The following is a 14,821-nucleotide window of genomic DNA, read 5'->3' on the forward strand; positions in this document are numbered from 1 at the left end:
AAACAGGCTTTTGCCAAAGCGGCGCGGGCGTGAGAGGAAGTAGTGCGAGCCTTCGGTGGCGAGCTTGAACGCCAGCGGCGTTTTGTCGACGTAGTAGTAGGCGTCGTCTTCGCGGATCTTGGCGAAGGTCTGAATGCCGATGGGCAGCTTCTTGCGGCGCATGGGGGCATTATGCCCCGGAGCACAGGGGCGTCCCAAAGGCTGCGCAGGGGCAGCTGAGGGTCGGCGGTCTGGCAGGCATGTGCCCAACCCAGCGCCCGGGCGCTGACTCTCGACAGGCCTACTTCAGCATCATCGCGTCACGCGGTTTGCCAATCGATCCACGCGACCCACTTCGGGGAAAGCGGCGTGCGTATCGGGCGGGTCGAGGGCCAGCAGATGAGCACGGGGATGTTTTTCGAACAACGCTGGCTTGTTATTGCCCCCCGTTGTACCGCCTTGCAGGGGTATTGGGCCAGCAAACGCCGCTTGGAGCAGTCGATTGAGATACCGCCAGACGGTTCGCCGCAGAGTGGCCCGCGGGCTCTTTCCACTGACAAGGAGGCTGCGAGCGCAGCGCCTGCCGGACGCGGCCGTTGAAACGTTGCCCGATGCCGTTGGTCCGCTGTCGGCACGTGCACTGGGGGAACGCGCTCGAAGCCAGTTTCGCTTGGGCTCTTTGCCGCGTGGAGTGCTTCTCCGTCCATTCGCTCTTCGGTCCTCGTTGGACCCCAGCCATGGTGGTCGAGCAGGGATTCGCTCAGTTCTCGGGTTGGCGGTTGGGCATGGCTGAGGAGGGGGCGCGCAGTGCCGCGGGCCTCAAAACCGCCCCGCCACGTAGCGCCGCTCCAGCACCCCCTGCAGGTCCTTGACCACGGCGAAGGCGTCTTTCAGGTGGCGGCGCTCCAGGTCGGAGAGCTCGTCGAGGCGCAGGTAGTTGTCGGCCGGCCGTCCTTCGGCCAGCAGGCGCGCCTGGTGCTGGATGCGCAGTTGGGCCAGAAAGTCGAGCGCGTCGATGAGGTCGCGCGTGCGCTCGGGTGTGATTTCGCCGCTGCTGGCCGCCGCCTGCAGGCGCTCGCGCGTGCTGACGGCCAGAATACCACCTGCCAGGGCATAGACGCGCGCCAAGTCGATGATGGGCACGATGCCGCTGTGCTTGAGGTCGATGGTACCGTCGTGCTTGCCGCCGCGGATCGTGTGCAGGCCGCCCAGCCAGCCCAGCGGCGGCTGGTGACTGAGGGCGTTGCTGACCATGTGGGCCAGGAAAATGCGCTGCCCGGGGGTGCGCTGCAGCACCTCGGTGCGCAGGGTGTCGAGCAGGGCGCGCTCGCCGTAGACGAAGCGCTGATCGAAGAACACACAGGTCAACATCAACGCCTTGGGTTCGGGCTGTTCGATCCACTGGCGAAAGTAAGCCCGCCAGCGCGCCAGCGGCTGACGCCAGGTCGCGGTCATCGCCATCATCTCGCCTGGGCAGTACACATAGCCGCAGGCATTGAGCCCGTCGCATACCCAGCGCGCCAGCTGCTCGAAGTAGGGGCCGTGCGCCGTGGGGTTGTAAGCGTCGTCCAGCACCAGGCAGTTGTCCTGGTCGGACTTGGCGGTTTGTTCGTTACGGGCTTGGGAGCCTGCGGCTACCCAGGCATAGGGCACCGGTGGCGAGCCTAGCCGCGCTTCGCCCAATTGCAGCAGGCGCGCGGTCAGTGCGTCGGTCATCGCCGAGACGAGCCGACCCGCTGCGTGGGCGGGTGTACCGGCGGCGGCGAGCTGACGCTGTAGCTCGCCGATGCGGGTGCTGATCTGCACCAGGCCGTCCAGGCTGTCCTGGGCATAGAGGGCGCCGGCCAGGTTGACCGCCGCGTTGCTCTGCTGTCGCTGCAGGTCGGTGGCGGTGATGACCCCGATCACCCGTGTGTCCTCCATCACCGGCACGTGATGCACGTTCAGGCGCGCCATCAGCAGCAGCGCGTCGAAGGCGTGGTCGGTTACGTCCACGGTCTGTACCGCAGTGGTGGCGATGTCCACCACCGCCGTCTGCGGGTCGCGGTCGGCTGCCAACACGCGGTTGCGCAGATCGCGGTCGGTCACCAGGCCGATCAGCTGGTCCTGGTGCACTACCAGCAGCGATGAGACGCGCTCGTCACGCATCAGGCGTGCCGCATCGCGAATCGGGGTGTCGGGGCTGACCGTTACCGGCGGGCGACGCAACAGCGCTCGCACGGGCAGGGTGGCCAGACGCATCGAATCATCGGTGTCGCGCAGGGGGGCAGGGGTGGTGTCCATCGGGTGTGGCATGTTGGTTACCATCGCATCCTACACCGCGATCTGGCACCGGGTCCGACTGCGCCAGCGGTCGTGCTGGGTGTCCGCCGTTGCCGATGTCCCGCCCGACCGACGCCGAGTTTCGCCGCCGCCTGGACCGCACCTATGTGCGCTTCGTCGCGGCGTTCCTCGGGTTCGTCGGCGCCTTGGCGGCGCTGGAGTTGGCCGGTGCGTCGCGCACCGCCATCGGCGTGACGTTCCTGCTGGGCACGCTGGCCGTCTACGCCACCATCGGCATCCTGGCGCGCACCATCGATCCGGTCGAGTATTACGTGGCTGGACGGCGGGTGCCGGCGTTCTACAACGGGGTGGCCATCGCTGCGGACTGGCTGTCGGCGGCCTCATTCCTGGGGCTGGCCGGCACGCTGTACTTGCAGGGCTTTGGCGGGCTGGCGTTCGTGCTGGGTTGGAGCGGGGGGTTCGTGCTGGTGGCTGTGTTCCTGGCCCCGTATCTGCGGCGTTTTGGCCAGTTCACCATTCCCGATTTTCTGGCCGCGCGCTACGGTGGCACCCCAGCGCGCCTGGTGGGCGTGGTGGCGCTGCTGCTGTGTTCCTTCCTTTATCTGGTGGCCCAGATTTACGGTGTCGGGCTGATCACGTCGCGCTTGACCGGGCTGGGGTTCGAGGTCGGTGTCTTTCTGGGGCTGGGGGGCATTCTGGTGTGCTCGTTTCTGGGCGGCATGCGCGCCATCACCTGGACGCAGGTGGCGCAGTACATCGTGCTCATCGTGGCCTACGTAACGCCGGTGGTGTGGCTGTCGGTCAAGCAGACCGGCTCGCCGCTGCCGCAGCTCACCTATGGGGCACAGCTGCAGCAGGTCTCGGCGCTGGAGCGGGCACTGGCCGAGCGCGCCGACGAGCGGTACGTGCAAGATATCTGGCGGCATCGCGCCGAGTTGCTGCGCGAGCGCCTGCGCGATCCCGCAGCTGCCTTGCAGCGCGAGCGGGCGCAGATGGAGCAGCTGATCGCGGCGTTGCAAGCCTACGGGGCTGATGCCGCCGACATCGCCGAGGCCGAGCGGCTGTTGGCCCAGCTGCCCCGCGATGCCGCCGCCGCGCAGGCGCAGTGGGAGCGCGAGTACCGCCAAGCCCTGCAGCAGAGCGCCGCGCTGGCGGGCGTGGCCCCGCAGGCCGAGCCGTTCGTGACAGGCGGCGCACAGCCCAGCGATCGAGCGGTGGCACGGCGCCAATTTCTGGCGGTGGTGTTCTGCCTGATGCTGGGCACTGCGGCGTTGCCGCACCTGTTGGTGCGCTTCTACACCGTGCCCGACGCGGCGCAGGCGCGCCAGTCGGTGGTGTGGGGGCTGGGCTTCATCGGCCTGTTGTATCTGACGGCGCCGGCGCTGGCGGTGCTGGTCAAGGCCGAGGTATTCAGTGGTTTGGTGGGGGTGTCATTCGACGCTCTGCCGTCCTGGGTGGCGGGCTGGAGCCGGGTCGATCCGGCGTTGCTGTCGGTGCAGGACGTCAACCGTGATGGCCGCCTGCAGTGGAGCGAAATCGCCATCGGCGGCGACATCATCGTGCTGGCGGCAGCCGAAATTGCCGGCTTGCCGTACGTGGTGGCGGGGCTGGTGGCGGCAGGTGGGCTGGCGGCGGCGCTGTCCACGGCCGATGGCCTGTTGCTGTCCATCACCAGCGCCCTCAGCCACGACGTATATTACCGGACGCTGGCGCCGCACGCCGACGCCGCGCGGCGCGTGACCCTGTCCAAGGTGCTGCTGCTGGTGGTGGCACTGCTGGCAGCATACGTGGCGGCGAACAAGCCCGCCGACATCCTGTTTCTGGTGACGGCCGCGTTTTCGCTGGCCGCGTCGGCCTTCTTTCCAGCGCTGGTGTTGGGCATTTTCTGGTCACGTGCCAACGCCGCCGGTGCGGTGGCGGGCATGATGGTGGGATTGGCGGTGGCCGCGGGCTACATGGCGCTGACCCAGCCGTGGCTGCGCGAACACCTGGGCCTGGGCGGGCCGGTACAGCTGTGGTGGGACATTCCGCCGATTGCTGCCGGGGTGTTCGGGGTGCCGGCGGGCCTGCTGACGTTGGTGGTGGTCAGTGCACTGACACCGGCGCCGCCCCGAGCGGTGCGCGAGCTGGTGCGGCGCCTACGAACTCCCAGGGGAGCTGGGTTATAATGGTAGGCTTCCTTGCTGCACCCAATCGACGCTGGGGCAGCAGTTTTTCCACAAGGAGAGTTCATGCGTCACTACGAAATCGTCATGCTGATCCATCCGGATCAGAGCGAGCAGGTGCCCGCCATGCTGGAGCGCTACAAGAGCATGATCACCGCCGGCGGCGGGGTCATCCACCGCGTCGAGGACTGGGGGCGGCGCCAGCTGGCCTATCAGATCAACAAGCTGTCCAAAGCGCACTACCTGTGCCTGAACATCGAGGCTGGGCGTGAGGTCATGGAAGAGCTCGACCACGCCTTCCGCTTCAATGACGCCGTGCTGCGCCACTTGGTGGTGCAGAAGAAGAAGGCGGAGAGCGGCCCGTCGGCCATGATGAAGGCCGTCGAGCGTGAGGAGGCTCGCAAGGCCCAGCAGGAAGCCGCGGCTTGACCGCCGCGTCGGCGCCGCCCTTGTCGGACAATCAGCTGTTGCTGGTGGCGCGTCTGGCGCAATGTGCGCCGTTGCGCTATACCCCCGCCGGCCTGGCCGCGCAGGACATGCTGCTGGAGCACGCGTCGCGGCAGTTCGAAGCCGGTCATCTGCGCCAGGTCACGCTGACCCTCAAGGCGGTGGCGTTTGGCGAGCAGGCGCAGCAGCTCAGTCGCCTGGCGCTGGGAACTCAACTGCGCTGCGCTGGGTTTTTGGCCGCCGCGTATCGAGGCAAAGGCGTCGTCTTCCACCTCCAACATTTCGAGCCGATCGAGTAATTAGGACATCATCATGGCTGCACCGCAACGCAATTCGCAGGGCAATCGCCCCAAGCGCACCAACAACAGCAATCTGCTGTTCCGTCGCAAGAAGTTCTGCCGCTTCACCGTCACCGGCGTGGAAGAGGTGGACTACAAGGACATCGAGACGCTGAAGGACTTCATTGCCGAGAACGGCAAGATCATTCCCGCGCGTCTGACCGGCACGCGTTCGATCTTCCAGCGCCAGGTGGCCACCGCCATCAAGCGCGCGCGTTTCCTGGCGCTGCTGCCGTACACCGACCAGCATCGCGTCTGAAGGAGCCCGATACCATGCAAGTCATTCTGCTCGACAAGGTCGTCAACCTGGGCAACCTCGGCGACATCGTCAAGGTCAAGGACGGCTATGCCCGTAACTTCCTGATCCCCACCGGCCGCGCGCGTCGTGCCACCCAGGCTGCCATCGATGAGTTCAACGCGCGCCGCGCCGAGCTGGAGCGGGCAGCAGCGGCGAAGCTGGCCGAGGCCCAGGCGCTGGGCGAAAAGCTCAACGGTTACACCATCAAGCTGTCGCAGAAGGCTGGTGTCGACGGCCGCCTGTTCGGCTCGGTCACCAACCACGATATTGCCGCCGAGCTCACCCGCGCTGGCTTTGCGGTCACCAAGGCTCAAGTGCGCATGCCGCACGGCGTGCTGAAGATGGTGGGCGACTACACCGTGTCGGTGGTGCTGCATACCGACGTCGTGGTGGACGTCAACGTCCAGGTGCTTGGCGAGACGGTCTGAGCGTTGTGCCGCGCACGGCACCCACTGCTGCGCTGGTCTCCAGCCGCCCTGCGGGGCGGCTTTTTGCTGCGCACGCAAGGGCGCTGCCGCGGCTCGCTCCCCTCCTTGACGACCATCCGCGAGCTTTTTGCTGAGTGCGCAAAAGGGCTGCTCCCGAATCGGGCGGCGGCCGCTGGTGAGTGGTTGCGCAGGCGAGACCGCCGCTTCGCACGCCCGTGTCGGCATGCAGCGGTGGCAGCGAAGCGATGGCCGGCAGCGTGCCTGCAAGGAAATCCCGCCCGCGCTGTTTACGCTGCGGGCTCAACGTTAGGGGTGGTCAAGCCCGGTGGCGCATTTTTGAAGCGGGGTGGCCGCGAGCAGACCGCCCCGTCACCACAGTTTCCACCACGGGCCGCTGTCGCGCTGCAGCCCGCGCGTCAGGAAGACGCTGTTGGGGAAGTTGACATCGAGTACTCGGCGTGCGTCCCGAGCCTGCTCCTCCATCCCCAGCGCCTCGTAGGACTTCATCAGCAAATACAGCGCCTCTTCCAGCGCTGGCACGTTACGGTAGTCCTGCAGCGCCGTCTGCACCCGGTTGATGGCGGCGAGGTAGGCGCCGCGCCGGTAATAGTAGCGCGCCACGTGCACCTCGTATTGCGCCAGCGCGTTGACGATGTAGGTCATGCGCTGGCGCGCGTCGGGTGCGTAGCGCGAGTCGGGGAAGCGTTCGACCAGTTCCCGGAACGCTTCGAACGAGTCCTTGGCCGCTTTCTGATCACGCTCGGAGAGGTCCTGCTGCGAAATGAAGCCGAACAGCCCCAGGTTGTCGTTGAAGTTGACCAGCCCCTTGAGGTAGAGCGCGTAGTCCAGGGCCGGGCTGGCCGGATGCAGGCGCATGAAGCGCTCCAGCGTGGCAATGGCCTGCGCGGGCTCGCCGTTCTTGTAGTGGGCGTAGGCTTTTTCCAGCTGCGCCTGTTGCGCCAGCGGCGTACCGGCGGCGCGCCCCTCGAGCTTTTCGAAGTACTGGATCGCCTTGTCGAAGTTGCCCGCGTTGCGTTCGTCCATCGCTTCGGCGTAGAGCTTGTTGGGGCTCCAGCCGGCGGTGACGTCCTTTTCCGGGCCACTGGCACAGCCGGCCAGCAGCGTGGCGCCCGCGGCCAGCAGGGCCAGCGCCACCGCGCGCGGACGGACGGCGGATAATCGTTCCATTTTCATCGGGCGCCCTTTCGGCGCGCTGCCTGGGCAGCAAGCATGACGGAAAAAATTATAGAAGCCCCGCTACAGGATCCCGCAGCGGCGGACGAGTGGACGGATCATACCGCCGACGGCGAGGCGCAGGGGGAGCGGCGCCACTGGGCGGTGGCTGCCGACGGCCACGGCCAGCGCCTGGACCGCTGGCTGACGGCGCAGCTGCCCGGACTGTCGCGCAGTCACCTGCAGCAGCAGGTGGACGGCGGCGCGGTGCAGGTGGACGGGGCGGTGGTACGCAAACCGGCTCTGCGCCTGCGCGTGGGGCAGGCGGTGACGATCGAGCTGCGGCCGACCGAGGAGGCGCGCGCCTTTGCTCCCCAGGCGATGGCCTTGCCCATCGTGTACGAGGACGAACACCTGCTGGTGATCGACAAACCCGCGGGTTTGGTGGTGCATCCGGCCGCGGGACACTGGTCGGGTACGCTGCTCAATGGGCTGCTGGCACACCACGCGGGTGCGGCCCGGCTGCCGCGCGCCGGCATCGTGCACCGGCTGGACAAGGATACCAGTGGCCTGATGGTGGTGGCCAAGACGGCGTGCGCGTTCGATGCCCTGGTGGCGCTGATCGCGGCCCGCCGCGTGCGCCGCATCTATGTCGCGCTGGCGCGCGGGCCGTGGCGCCGCGCGGCCGAATGCGCGGTGGATGCGCCCATCGGGCGCGACCCGCGGCAGCGCCTGCGCATGGCGGTGCACCCAATGGGCAGCTTGGCCGCCAAGCCGGCGCGCACCGACGTGCGCTGTCTGGAGCAGACCGACAGCGGAGCCTGGGCCCTGCTGGGCTGCCGTCTGCACACCGGGCGCACGCACCAGATCCGAGTTCATTTGTCTTGGCTCGGCCATCCGCTGGTGGGAGATGGGTTGTACGGTGGACCGGCGGCGCTGGGGCTGCAGCGCCAAGCGTTGCATGCGGCACGCCTGGGGCTGCCGCACCCGGTGACGGGACAGTGGCTGGCATGGAACAGCCATCTGCCACCGGACTTGGCGAGCGCTGTCGAGGCGGCTGGACTGCACTACAATCCCGCCCTCCTGTGGGCGGCAGCGCCCGCCGGCGATGACGACCTTTCCCCCTGCTGCGCATGAACACCGCCGAGGCGCGCCGCATTCTGGAAGCTGCGCTGCTGTGCGCCGCACAGCCGTTGTCGCTGCGTGAGTTGACCCAGCTGTTTGACGACGCGCTGGCACCGCAGACGATCAAGCAGCTGCTGGCTGACCTGCAACACGCCTGGGCCGACCGGGGGCTGGAGCTGGTGTGTGTGGCCAGCGGCTGGCGCTTCCAGAGCCGGCCCTGGCTGCAACCGTTTTTGCAGCGGCTCAACCCGGAAAAGCCGCCGCGGTACAGCCGCGCGGTGCTGGAGACGTTGGCCATCATCGCGTACCGGCAGCCGGTCACCCGCGGCGATGTAGAGGAAATCCGCGGTGTGACCGTCGGCAGCCAGATCCTCAAGCAGCTGCAGGAGCGCGGCTGGATCGAGGTGGTGGGTCACCGCGAGACGGTGGGGCGGCCGGCACTATATGCCACCACGCGCCAGTTCCTCGATGATCTGGGGCTGGCTTCGTTGCAGGAGCTGCCGCTGCTGCCTGACGGCGACAGCCGCACGCCGCCGTTGCCCGGTCTGGAGTCCCAACCCATGGCGGACGAGCCGTCCTTGCTGTCCGCTTCCCTATCCACGCCGGCGCAGGCCGATGCGTCCTGAAAGTCCCTCATGAACACCACCGATACTCCCGCGCCGCGCCGCGCCCGTCCCCCGAAAGCCCCTGCCACAGCGACCTCGGTCAAACTGCACAAGGTACTGGCGCAGGCCGGGCTGGGGTCGCGTGCCGACATGGAGCAGGCGATTGCCGCCGGGCGCGTCAGCGTCAACGGTGAGCCGGCGCACGTGGGTCAGCGCGTGGCGGCCGGCGACGTGGTGCGTCTGGACGGCAAGCGCGTGGCTTGGCGGGCCACGGCCCGCAAACGGCCGCGCGTGCTGGCCTACCACAAGCCCACCGGGGAGGTGGTTACGCTCGACGACCCGGAAAACCGCCCGACGGTATTTCGCGGCCTGCCGCGTCTGCGCAGTGGCAAGTGGATGGCGGTGGGGCGCCTGGACATCAACACCGAGGGGCTGCTGCTGTTTACCGACTCCGGGGAGCTGGCCAACCGTCTCATGCACCCGCGCTTTGGCCTGGAGCGCGAATATGCGGTGCGCGTGCTGGGGGCGCTGTCGGCGCAGGAGCGGCAGCGGCTGCTCGAGGGCGTGCCGCTGGAGGACGGGCCGGCCCGTTTTCTGACGCTCGAAGAGGCTGGTGGTGACGGCGCCAACCGCTGGTATCGGGTCACGATCGCGGAGGGGCGCAACCGCGAGGTGCGGCGCCTGTTCGAGGCGGTGGGGCATGCGGTCAGCCGGCTGATCCGGGTGCGCTACGGCGCGGTGACCCTGCCGCGCGGGCTGCGTCGCGGCGCATTCCTGGAGTTGTCGCCGACCGAGGTGCAGGCGCTGATGCAGGCGGCGGGCTTGGAGGCACTGCCGCCCATCCGTGCCCCCGCGCGGCGCTCGCGCGCGCCGCGCGGCGCTGGACCGCGGCCCAGCCGCCCGACCGCGCCCGCGCGCCGGCCGGCCACCCGTCCCACCGACCGGTCCGCCGCCCTGGGAGCAGAGGATTCCGCCGTCCGCACACCGCAGCGCCGCAGTACCGGCTCGGCGCCGTCAAGGGTTGCTGGTGCGGGCCCGGCACGCGCTGCGCGGAAGGCGCCGACCGGGGCAAGGCCGCCCGCGGCGGCGCCGACACCGGGCCGCCTGCGCTCCGCGCCCGGTCAGGACCGCCCAGTCGCAACACGGGCAAGCCACCGCCGTTCGGGATAAAATAACAATTTTGATTCTTCTTTTTCCAAAAGACTGCAAACATCATGGCCATTGAACGCACCCTCTCCATCATCAAGCCCGACGCCGTTGCCAAGAACGTGATTGGTCAGATCTACAGCCGCTTCGAGGCGGCGGGTCTGAAGATCGTCGCCGCCAAGATGGTGCACCTGTCGCGGCGTGAGGCCGAGCAGTTCTACGCTGTGCACAAGGAGCGCCCGTTTTTCAAGGATCTGGTGGACTTCATGGTCTCCGGACCGGTCATGGTGCAGGTGCTCGAAGGCGAAAACGCCATCGCCAAAAACCGTGAACTGATGGGGGCCACCGACCCGAAGAAGGCCGCTCCCGGCACCATTCGAGCTGACTTCGCCGACAGCATCGACGCCAACGCGGTGCATGGCTCCGATGCGCCCGAGACGGCGGCCGCCGAGGTGGCTTTTTTCTTCCCCGGCATGGCCATTTACTCGCGCTGATCATGTCATGACGGCCAATTTGCTCGATTTCGACCTCGAGGGGTTGGCCGCGCTTTGTGCGCGGCTCGGACACCAGCGTTTCCGGGCCGTCCAGCTCTTTCGCTGGATTCATCACAAAGGGGTGGCGCGCTTCGAGGAGATGACCGATTTGGCCCGTGACCTGCGCGAGCGGCTGCCCGCGGTAGCGCAGGTGCGCGCGCTGCCCGTGCTGGCCGAGCAGGTGTCGACCGACGGCACCATCAAGTGGCTGTTCGATGTTGGCGACGGCAATGCGGTCGAGGCCGTCTACATCCCCGAGGACGACCGGGGTACGCTGTGCGTATCCAGTCAGGCCGGGTGCGCGGTGGGCTGCCGGTTTTGCTCCACTGGGCATCAGGGGTTCAGCCGCAATCTCACCACCGGTGAGATCGTGGCCCAGCTGTGGTACGCAGAGCACGCCCTGCGGCGGCGCTCAGGCACCAGCGAGCGCATCATCTCCAACGTGGTGATGATGGGCATGGGCGAGCCGCTGCAAAACTATGCCGCCCTGGTGCCGGCGCTGCGGGTGATGCTGGATGACCACGGCTACGGGCTGTCGCGCCGGCGTGTGACGGTGTCCACGTCGGGGGTGGTGCCGATGATGGAGCGGCTGGCGCAGGACTGTCCGGTGGCGCTGGCGGTATCGCTGCACGCCCCCAATGACGCGCTGCGCGACCATCTGGTACCGCTGAACCGCAAATACCCGCTGCGCGAGTTGCTCGACGCCTGCGTGCGTTACCTGCCGGCGGCGCCGCGCGACTTCATCACGTTCGAGTACTGCATGCTCGACGGCATCAACGATACGCCGGCTCACGCCGACGAGCTGATCGCCCTGCTGCGTGGTCACGGTGGCCGGGGCGTGCCGTGCAAGGTCAACCTGATTCCGTTCAATCCGTTTCCCGCATCGGGGCTGCGGCGCTCACCGCGGGCAGCGGTCAAGGCGTTTGCCGACCGGCTCAACGCGGCGGGCATCGTCACCACCATCCGCAAGACGCGCGGCGACGATATCGACGCCGCCTGCGGCCAACTCGCGGGCGACGTGCGGGACCGCACCCGTGCGAGCGAGCGCCTGGCGCGCCGCGCGCACGACTGGCAGGTGGTGGCGGTGCGGCCGCATGTGTCCAGGGTCGTGGAGGGTGTCGGATGAGATGTGACCGGTGCGAATGGGGGTTCGGCTGGAAGCGGGCGGCTGTGGCGTCGTTGGTGGTGCTGCTGGCTGCACTGGCCTCGGGTTGCGCGGCGCCGGCTGGCGGCGGCGCAGGACGCGACTGGATCACCGAATCGGACGAGCCGCAGGCGCGCAAGCGCGCGCGCACCCGGCTGGAGCTTGCGGCCGGCTATTTCGAGCAGGGGCAGACGACGGTGGCGCTGGACGAGGTCAAGCAGGCCATCCAGATCGATCCGACCTTTGCCGCGGCATTCAACCTGCGTGGCCTTATCTATACCCAGCTGCGCGACTTTACACTGGCCGAGGAGAGTTTTCGGCAGGCGCTGCGGCTGGATAGCCGCGACGGCGATGCGTGGCACAACCTGGGCTGGATGTACTGCCAGGTGGGCCGTTATCCGCAGTCGTTCGACGCGTTTGCGCGGGCGCTGGAAACGCCGGGCTACAGCGCGGCCGCGCGCACGTGGCTGGCGCAGGGGGTGTGCCAGGTGCGCGCAGGGCAGGGTGAGGCCGGCGAGCGCAGTTTGCAGCGCGCCTTCGAGCTCGATCCCAGCAATCCGGTGACGCTGTACAACCTGGCGCTGCTGCTGTATCAGCGCGGCGAGGCCGAGCGGGCGCGCTTCTACATTCGGCGGCTGAACAATTCGGAGTGGGCCAATGCCGAATCGTTGTGGCTGGGCATCAAGATCGAAACCCGGTTGCACAACCGCGAGGCGGCGCAACAGCTGGGTGAGCAGCTGCGGCGGCGCTTTCCGTCGTCGCGCGAGGTCGACGCCTACGAGCGAGGAGCGTTTCATGAGTGACGGGCACGAGCCGACCGGGATGCCCACCGCCGGTGCGCTGTTGCGGCAGGCGCGCGAGGCGGCGGGGCTGCACATCGCGGCGCTGGCGGCCACGCTGAAGGTGCCGGTGCAGCGTCTGGAAGCGTTGGAGCAGGGGCGCTACGATGCCTTGCCCGACGCAGTGTTCACCCGGGCGCTGGCTTTGAGCGTCTGCCGCGCGTTGAAGATCGATGCCGGGCCGGTGCTGGCCGCGCTGCCGGCCGCGCCTGCGCCGCAGTTGAGCCTGCGCGCTCGCTCCCTGGATGCGCCCATGCCACAGGAGGCGGGCAGCCCGGCCTGGGGCGGTGGCCCGATGGTGCCGCGCCGCGGGTCGCTGTGGCTGGCGCTGGCGCTGGTGGCGCTGGCGGCAGTGTTGTGGCTGGTGCTGCCGCCGGCCGACGAGCCGGCACCGCCGGCGGCCGTTGCACCGGCGCCCGCCGCGGACGCCACGGCGGGGACGATACCCGATGCCGCGCCGCGCCCGCCCGCTGCCCCGGAGCCTGCGGCGCCAACCGCCGGGCCCCGCGCGCCGGAAGACAAGCCGCCGGTTGCGGTCGAGACGGGGTCGGCTCCCGGGGGCGAGACATCGGTGGTGGCCACGACGGCGGCGGCGTCCGCCAACGCCGCCAGTGCGCCGCTGCGCCTGCGGGCACGCGCCGCCAGTTGGGTGCAGATCATCGGCGCCTCGGGTCAGGTCTGGCTGCAGCGGACCTTGCAGCCCGGGGAAACCTTCGTTCTGGATCGGGACCTGCCGCTGGCGGTGACCGTTGGGCGTGCTGATGCCACCGAGGCCTGGGTACGTGGCCAGCCCATGGATCTGGCCCCGATGGCGCGCAACAACGTTGCCCGTTTCGAGGTCCGCTAAACGCCATGAACCGACGCGATGCCGAGCTTCCCGTCCACGTCCGTGCTGACGATGCGCCCGTGGCGCTGAGTGCCCCGGCGCCGCGGCGCAGTCGTCAGGGGGTGGTGGCCTGGGGCGACAACCGGGTCACCGTGGGTGGCGACGCCCCGGTGCGGGTGCAGTCGATGACCAATACCGACACCGCCGACGCGGTGGCCACCGCCATCCAGGTCAAGGAGCTGGCGCAGGCGGGCTCGGAGCTGGTGCGCATCACGGTCAACAACGACGAGGCCGCGCGCGCCGTGCCCTACATCCGCGAGCAACTCGACCGCATGGGAGTCATCGTGCCGTTGATTGGGGACTTCCACTTCAACGGCCACCGCCTGCTGACCGACTACCCCGACATGGCGCAGGCGCTGTCGAAGTACCGCATCAACCCGGGCAACGTCGGCCGCGGCGACAAAAAGGACCGCCAGTTCGCGCAGATGATCGAGGTGGCACTGCGCTGGGGGCGACCGGTGCGCATCGGCGTCAACTGGGGCAGCTTGGACCCGGAGCTGCTGGCGCGCTTGATGGACGACAACGCGCGCCGCGCGCAACCGTGGGAGGCGCGGCAGGTGATGGTGGAGGCGCTCGTCAGCTCGGCGCTGGAGTCGGCGCGGCAGGCGATGGCGCTGGGCATGCGCGCCGAAGACATCGTGCTGTCGTGCAAAGTCAGCCAGGTGCAAGACCTCATTACGGTGTACCAGGAGCTGGCGCGCCGCTGCGATCATCCGCTGCATCTGGGGTTGACCGAGGCCGGCATGGGGGTCAAGGGAACAGTGGCCTCCGCCGCGGCGCTGGCCATCTTGTTGCAGCAGGGTATCGGCGACACCATTCGTGTCAGCCTGACGCCGCAGCCCGGCGAGCCGCGCACGCAGGAAGTGGTGGTGGCGCTGGAGATTCTGCAGGCTTTGGGGCTGCGGCACTTCGTGCCGAGCGTGACGGCGTGCCCCGGTTGCGGGCGCACCACCAGCACCGTGTTCCAAGAACTGGCCAAGCAGATCGACGACCACCTGCGCGCCGCCATGCCGCAGTGGCGCCAGCGCTACCCCGGTGTGGAAAACCTCAAGGTTGCCGTCATGGGCTGCATCGTCAACGGTCCGGGCGAGAGCAAGCACGCCGACATCGGCATCAGCTTGCCCGGCACGGGCGAGGCGCCGGCGGCTCCGGTCTACATCGACGGGCAGAAGGTCACCACGCTGCGCGGCGACGGTATCGCCGAGGCCTTCCGCCAGATCGTCGAGGAGTACGTGCGGCGGCGCTTTGGCGGTGTGCGCCCGGGCTGACCCCGCCGTGTTTCTGCGGCCGTGCCCCGCGGGGCGGCTCGCGCCAGTGGCACCGTCGCGGTCGCGGGTGCCGGTCGGTGAGGGCTGAAGCGGCGGGGGCGTGGCTGCGCCCGCGTTCTTCTCAGCTGTCTTTCTCTCTTCTTCCTGTGGCGCACCGAGCTAAG

General features: G+C 68.5%; 15 protein-coding genes and 1 pseudogene. 13 read left to right on the plus strand and 3 right to left on the minus strand.

The features are described from left to right. A partial coding sequence (locus V7Z54_RS07300) for an AAA family ATPase (RefSeq protein ID WP_334135519.1) occupies window positions 1-162 on the minus strand: 162 nt, incomplete at its 3' end. Window positions 163-798: 636 nt separating this feature from the next. Further along, window positions 799-2,262 (minus strand): putative nucleotidyltransferase substrate binding domain-containing protein, encoded by a 1,464-nt coding sequence (locus tag V7Z54_RS07305; RefSeq protein WP_334135496.1) that lies wholly within the window; start codon window positions 2,260-2,262, stop codon window positions 799-801. Between the two features lie 95 nt (window positions 2,263-2,357). Between V7Z54_RS07305 and V7Z54_RS07310 the strand changes: the two genes are divergently transcribed. From V7Z54_RS07310 to rplI, 5 genes are all read left to right on the plus strand, one after another. Beyond that, on the plus strand, window positions 2,358-4,430 hold the full coding sequence (locus V7Z54_RS07310; RefSeq protein ID WP_334135497.1) for a sodium:solute symporter family protein: 2,073 nt from the start codon (window positions 2,358-2,360) through the stop codon (window positions 4,428-4,430). A gap of 63 nt (window positions 4,431-4,493) precedes the next feature. Then, window positions 4,494-4,856 (plus strand): 30S ribosomal protein S6, encoded by a 363-nt coding sequence (gene rpsF, locus V7Z54_RS07315; protein ID WP_334135498.1) that lies wholly within the window; start codon window positions 4,494-4,496, stop codon window positions 4,854-4,856. Next, on the plus strand, window positions 4,853-5,173 hold the full coding sequence (priB, locus tag V7Z54_RS07320; protein ID WP_334135500.1) for a primosomal replication protein N: 321 nt from the start codon (window positions 4,853-4,855) through the stop codon (window positions 5,171-5,173). Before rpsF ends, priB begins: the two co-directional genes overlap by 4 nt. Window positions 5,174-5,186: 13 nt before the next feature. Next, a complete protein-coding gene (gene rpsR / locus V7Z54_RS07325) occupies window positions 5,187-5,471 on the plus strand; it encodes a 30S ribosomal protein S18 (RefSeq protein WP_334135502.1) in 285 nt (94 codons plus the stop codon). A 14-nt stretch (window positions 5,472-5,485) separates the two neighbouring features. Continuing rightward, the gene (gene rplI, locus V7Z54_RS07330; RefSeq protein ID WP_334135503.1) at window positions 5,486-5,938 is read left to right on the plus strand and encodes a 50S ribosomal protein L9; all 453 of its coding nucleotides are present in this window, start codon (window positions 5,486-5,488) and stop codon (window positions 5,936-5,938) included. Window positions 5,939-6,307: 369 nt separating this feature from the next. On the opposite strand, the gene V7Z54_RS07335 is transcribed toward rplI, so the two are convergent. Next, window positions 6,308-7,132 (minus strand): outer membrane protein assembly factor BamD, encoded by an 825-nt coding sequence (locus V7Z54_RS07335; RefSeq protein WP_334135504.1) that lies wholly within the window; start codon window positions 7,130-7,132, stop codon window positions 6,308-6,310. Window positions 7,133-7,168: 36 nt separating this feature from the next. On the opposite strand from V7Z54_RS07335, the gene V7Z54_RS07340 reads away from it, so the two are divergent. From V7Z54_RS07340 to ispG, 8 genes and pseudogenes are all read left to right on the plus strand, one after another. After that, window positions 7,169-8,248 (plus strand): RluA family pseudouridine synthase, encoded by a 1,080-nt coding sequence (locus V7Z54_RS07340; RefSeq protein ID WP_334135506.1) that lies wholly within the window; start codon window positions 7,169-7,171, stop codon window positions 8,246-8,248. Then, a pseudogene (gene scpB / locus V7Z54_RS07345) lies at window positions 8,245-8,746 on the plus strand (SMC-Scp complex subunit ScpB); the annotation flags it as partial. The gene V7Z54_RS07340 and the pseudogene scpB, both read left to right, overlap by 4 nt. Before the next feature lie 125 nt (window positions 8,747-8,871). Beyond that, window positions 8,872-10,011, plus strand: a complete 1,140-nt coding sequence (gene rluB, locus V7Z54_RS07350; protein WP_334135508.1) for a 23S rRNA pseudouridine(2605) synthase RluB — start codon at window positions 8,872-8,874, stop codon at window positions 10,009-10,011. Window positions 10,012-10,055: 44 nt separating this feature from the next. Next, the gene (ndk, locus tag V7Z54_RS07355) at window positions 10,056-10,481 is read left to right on the plus strand and encodes a nucleoside-diphosphate kinase (RefSeq protein ID WP_334135510.1); all 426 of its coding nucleotides are present in this window, start codon (window positions 10,056-10,058) and stop codon (window positions 10,479-10,481) included. A gap of 7 nt (window positions 10,482-10,488) precedes the next feature. Beyond that, window positions 10,489-11,646, plus strand: a complete 1,158-nt coding sequence (rlmN, locus tag V7Z54_RS07360) for a 23S rRNA (adenine(2503)-C(2))-methyltransferase RlmN (protein WP_334135512.1) — start codon at window positions 10,489-10,491, stop codon at window positions 11,644-11,646. Then, the gene (pilW, locus tag V7Z54_RS07365) at window positions 11,643-12,467 is read left to right on the plus strand and encodes a type IV pilus biogenesis/stability protein PilW (protein WP_334135513.1); all 825 of its coding nucleotides are present in this window, start codon (window positions 11,643-11,645) and stop codon (window positions 12,465-12,467) included. The genes rlmN and pilW overlap by 4 nt, the downstream gene beginning before the upstream one ends. Continuing rightward, window positions 12,460-13,350, plus strand: coding sequence for a helix-turn-helix domain-containing protein (locus V7Z54_RS07370; RefSeq protein WP_334135515.1), 891 nt, complete (start codon window positions 12,460-12,462; stop codon window positions 13,348-13,350). Before pilW ends, V7Z54_RS07370 begins: the two co-directional genes overlap by 8 nt. A 5-nt stretch (window positions 13,351-13,355) precedes the next feature. Further along, on the plus strand, window positions 13,356-14,657 hold the full coding sequence (ispG, locus tag V7Z54_RS07375) for a flavodoxin-dependent (E)-4-hydroxy-3-methylbut-2-enyl-diphosphate synthase (protein ID WP_334135517.1): 1,302 nt from the start codon (window positions 13,356-13,358) through the stop codon (window positions 14,655-14,657). The last annotated feature ends 164 nt before the right edge of the window (window positions 14,658-14,821 follow it).

The organism is Tepidimonas sp., assembly GCF_036824975.1.
Lineage (GTDB): Bacteria > Pseudomonadota > Gammaproteobacteria > Burkholderiales > Burkholderiaceae_C > Tepidimonas.